5 protein-coding genes are annotated in these 3896 nt (G+C 57.6%); 3 read left to right on the top strand and 2 right to left on the bottom strand.

Features of this window, described 5'->3' with window-relative positions; translation table 11 throughout:
* Positions 1–336 precede the first annotated feature (336 nt).
* From KGB03_RS03115 to KGB03_RS03105, 3 genes are all read left to right on the top strand, one after another.
* Positions 337–681, top strand: a complete 345-nt coding sequence (locus KGB03_RS03115) for a hypothetical protein (protein ID WP_008156734.1) — start codon at positions 337–339, stop codon at positions 679–681.
* Between the two features lie 376 nt (positions 682–1057).
* Positions 1058–1471, top strand: a complete 414-nt coding sequence (locus tag KGB03_RS03110; protein ID WP_111451410.1) for a DUF4398 domain-containing protein — start codon at positions 1058–1060, stop codon at positions 1469–1471.
* A gap of 45 nt (positions 1472–1516) precedes the next feature.
* Entirely contained in the window at positions 1517–2308 is a 792-nt protein-coding gene (locus KGB03_RS03105; RefSeq protein WP_111451409.1) for an OmpA family protein, read from the top strand.
* A gap of 219 nt (positions 2309–2527) precedes the next feature.
* On the opposite strand, the gene KGB03_RS03100 is transcribed toward KGB03_RS03105, so the two are convergent.
* The gene (locus KGB03_RS03100; RefSeq protein WP_111451408.1) at positions 2528–2857 is read right to left on the bottom strand and encodes a hypothetical protein; all 330 of its coding nucleotides are present in this window, start codon (positions 2855–2857) and stop codon (positions 2528–2530) included.
* The gene (locus KGB03_RS03095; protein ID WP_008156743.1) at positions 2854–3768 is read right to left on the bottom strand and encodes an alpha/beta hydrolase; all 915 of its coding nucleotides are present in this window, start codon (positions 3766–3768) and stop codon (positions 2854–2856) included. Before KGB03_RS03095 ends, KGB03_RS03100 begins: the two co-directional genes overlap by 4 nt.
* Positions 3769–3896: the final 128 nt, after the last annotated feature.

Here is a 3896-nt window from a genome sequence, read left to right as displayed (position 1 = left end):
ATCAACTTGGTCATGACACTGGCCGGCGTCTTTTGCTCAAACCGCGCTAGAACTTCTGCCCACATCGTTTTCGTCACCCTGACTGGAATTTTGGGAGAGTTTAAACGAAGACCTTGAAAGGGCTGGCTGTAAAAGCGAAACCGCCAGCCGCCATCACCGCAAAAACGGATATACACCCAATCCCCCCAATGCCCCCCCCAGCGCCATAAGACGACGAAGGGACTTTAAACCTTGGGCGTTAAAGCTAGTCTGAAGAATAAGCCGTACAAAGGCTGCCACCGGCGATTGCCGGACACTGACACTGCCTGCCACGAGCAGGTGCGCATTGAGGTCACTATGAAAATCCGCGAGCTTGCCCATCACTGGGAAGAAAACGCCAAGGGTCGTCTGACCGACACCGGATACTCGATTCATCTGGATGTAGAGGCCGCCGCACGGCTGGCAGCCATTATCGAGATGTACCCCAAACGGCAGCCCGAAGAACTGCTCGGCGAACTGATCGGCGCCGCCCTGGAAGAGCTCGAAAAAAGCTTCCCGTACGTCAAGGGCTCGACCGTCGTGGCCACCGACGAAGAAGGTGATCCGCTGTACGAAGACATCGGTCCGACTCCCCGTTTTCTCGCATTGTCCCGTCGTCATTTGCACGATTTGTCGGCCGTCGACGACAAACAGAAACACTGATCCCAACCGATATGAACCTGTGGGAGCGAGCCTGCTCGCGAAGGCGTCAGCGCATTCAACATCAGGTTGACTGAACGACCGCTTTCGCGAGCAGGCTCGCTCCCACATAAGTTGCTGTTCCCTTCAAAAACTGCGTATTACCCACCGAAAAAAGGTCGGGGATAGCGCTGCACATCGCCAAAGTTCCAGAGTGAGAGCCTTGTCCGTTCGGTCAAAGTTTTTCGGGCAATGGGCCATATTCTCTGAACTTTCGAAAAACGCCACGGGTCACACCCATTAACCACGCCTGGGACGGCCGTTTCAAAACACCCACGGAAATTGAAGGTTGCGGCTCCATACCCAGGATGGATTTTTAAGTTTTTCAGGAGTTATTCCAATGGAGTTGAAGACCATGAAAACCCGAACTGCCAAATCCTCGTTCCCCCCCCTGCGTAGCCTGAAACTGGCTGCACTGGCCATCGGCAGCAGCCTCGTTCTGGCCGGTTGTGCCGGTAATCCGCCAAGCGAGCAATTCGCCGTGACGGAATCGGCGGTCAACAGCGCCGTCAGTGCCGGCGGTACCGAATTCGCGGCAGTGGAAATGAAGTCCGCGCAGGACAAGCTCAAACAAGCCGAAATCGCCCTGCACGACAAAAAGTATGACGAAGCCAAAGTCCTGGCCGAACAGGCCGAGTGGGACGCTCGCGTGGCTGAGCGCAAAGCCCAGGCGATCAAAGCTGAACAGGCTGTGAAGGACTCTCAGAAAGGTGTTCAAGAACTGCGTCAGGAAAGCCAGCGCACCGTTCAATAAACGGCCGGCACGACGCACTTCTTACTCGATTAAAAGGACGAAACCATGACCCGTAAACAATTGATGATCCCTGCCCTGCTGGCCGCAAGCGTTGCACTGGCCGCCTGCTCCACGCCGCCGAACGCGAACCTGGAACAGGCCCGCAGCAACTACACCGGCCTGCAAACCAACCCGCAAGCCAGTAAAGTCGCGGCGCTGGAAACCAAGGAAGCCAGCGATTACCTGGACAAGGCCGACAAGGCTTACCAGGACAAAGAAGACCAGGCCAAGGTCGATCAACTGGCTTACCTGACCAATCAACGTGTTGAAGTGGCGAAGCAGACCATCGCCCTGCGCAACGCCGAAGCCAATCTGAAAAATGCTTCCGCGCAGCGTGCCCAGGCTCGTCTGGATGCCCGCGACGCGCAGATCAAGCAATTACAGGACAGCCTGAACGCCAAGCAGACTGATCGCGGTACCTTGGTGACGTTCGGTGATGTGCTGTTTGCCACTGACAGGGCTGACCTGAAGTCCAGCGGTCTGGTGAATATCAACAAACTGGCGCAGTTCCTTTCGGAAAACCCTGATCGCAAGGTGATCGTTGAGGGCTACACCGACAGCACGGGCGCCGCAAACCACAACCAGTCGCTGTCCGAGCGACGTGCCGGTTCCGTGCGCATGGCGCTGGTGAAAATGGGCGTTGATCCGGCGCGCATCGTGGCGCAGGGTTACGGCAAGGAATACCCGGTGGCCGAGAACAGCAGCGTCTCGGGCCGTGCGATGAACCGTCGGGTGGAAGTGACCATTTCCAACGACAACCAGCCGGTGATCCCGCGTTCGGCGGTCAGCTCGAACTAAGCATCGCCTGCTGAAACACAAAAGCCCCGCCTGATCAGATCAGGCGGGGCTTTCTGTTTGGCAAACACCCCCCCCTGTGGGAGCGGGCTTGCTCGCGAAAGCGGTTTAATACTCAACATCTCTGTTGACTGACACACCGCTTTCGCGAGCAAGTCGGATCGCCGCACCGCCGCTCCCACATTGGATCTTTGGTGGTCACAAAATTTTGTATGAGTTGGGTTATTGCTCGAGCTTCTGCGGGGTTTCCTCGCCCATGCAGCGCACCGCTTTTTTCTTGTTGTTGACCAACACGCCGCTCAGGCCTTTCTGTTCGGTGTCGAACATCACCAGCACGCCATCGATGCACTGCGCGACTTGCGAGGCCGGTTCCAGGGAGACTTTGTAGTCTTCGCCCGGCACCGTCTTGAGCATGGTGAAGTCGCTGAGCAGCAGCGCATCTTCGGGTTTGGCGAAGTGCAGGTAGCCGTAGAACCACAGGGCTCCGACAGTGCCGAGGATGCTGCAGATACCGGTGATGATCAGCGGGATGGCGTTACGTTCTTCACTCATTGCGGACTCTCTGGTGGTTCATCTTCAGAATTTTTCGGCGCCGGGTAATTCGGGACTTCACCCAGGCGGCGCAGACCGTTGAAATGCTGCGGGTCATCGAGAAAACGCAGCATGACTTTGCGCCAGACCGGGTCGGCGAACGTCTGCACATGACCGCCACGGGTCAGTTGCAGCACCCGCGGCGGCGGCGCAGCTTGATACAGACGGATGCCGTTGGAAAGGGGCACGATCGGATCGTCGATGCTGTGGTAGATCAGTTTCGGCACGCCATTGAGTTGCGCCATGGAGTTGATCGCGCTGTCACCGTCCGGCACCAGCCAGGACAGCGGCACCTGGAACGTCCAGAAAACCCATGAGTTACTCAACGCAAAGCGGCCGACACTGCGATAACTGGCGGGCACGCCGTCAAGCACGAAGGCCTTGAGTTGCTTTTGTCGTTCGGGGTGTTGAACGAGATAGTGAACGGCCATCGAACCGCCGAGGCTCTGGCCGAGCAAGATCAGCGGCTTGCCCTTGACCTCCGGTGCCTGGTCGAGCCATTTGAACGCGGCGTCGATGTCCTGATAGATCGCCGGCAAACTCGGTTTGCCTTCGGACAGCCCGTAGCCGCGATAGTCCACCAGCAGCACTTGATACCCTTCTTTCGGCAACCACCAACTGCCCCCAAGGTGCATGGGCAGATTGCCGCCGTTACCGTGCAAATGCAGCACCGTGCCTTTGACCTCGACCCCTTGTTTGGCCGGCAACCACCAGCCGTGCAGCTTGAGGCCATCGGCGGTGGTCAAGGTGACGTCGCGGTATTCGAGTTTGGCTTTTTCCGGGGTGAACAGCTGGCCGGGCTCGGGGTAGAACAGCAGCGAGCTGCAGCCGCTCAAGGTCAGGAGAAGGCAGAAGAAGCCGAGGATTCTCATCCGATGAAACCTCGCGAAGTGTGGTTGAAATACGGACCAAATGTGGGAGCGGCGGTGCGGCGATCCGACTTGCTCGCGAAAGCGGTGTGTCAGACAACAGAAATGTTGAATGTTAGACCGCATTCGCG

It is taken from the genome of Pseudomonas sp. BF-B-26 (genome assembly GCF_019956495.1).
In the GTDB taxonomy this organism is placed as follows: Bacteria; Pseudomonadota; Gammaproteobacteria; order Pseudomonadales; family Pseudomonadaceae; genus Aquipseudomonas.
The sequence above is the reverse complement of the archived record's forward strand: the minus strand, read 5'-3'. Positions and strand labels throughout refer to the sequence as shown.

Excerpts from the sequence above, each read along its gene's own strand:
- KGB03_RS03110 (WP_111451410.1), top strand. The coding sequence starts at position 1,058 with ATGGAGTTGAAGACCATGAAAACCCGAACTGCCAAATCCTCGTTCCCC.
- KGB03_RS03100 (WP_111451408.1), bottom strand. The coding sequence starts at position 2,857 with ATGAGTGAAGAACGTAACGCCATCCCGCTGATCATCACCGGTATCTGC.
- KGB03_RS03115 (WP_008156734.1), top strand. The coding sequence starts at position 337 with ATGAAAATCCGCGAGCTTGCCCATCACTGGGAAGAAAACGCCAAGGGT.
- KGB03_RS03105 (WP_111451409.1), top strand. The coding sequence starts at position 1,517 with ATGACCCGTAAACAATTGATGATCCCTGCCCTGCTGGCCGCAAGCGTT.
- KGB03_RS03095 (WP_008156743.1), bottom strand. The coding sequence starts at position 3,768 with ATGAGAATCCTCGGCTTCTTCTGCCTTCTCCTGACCTTGAGCGGCTGC.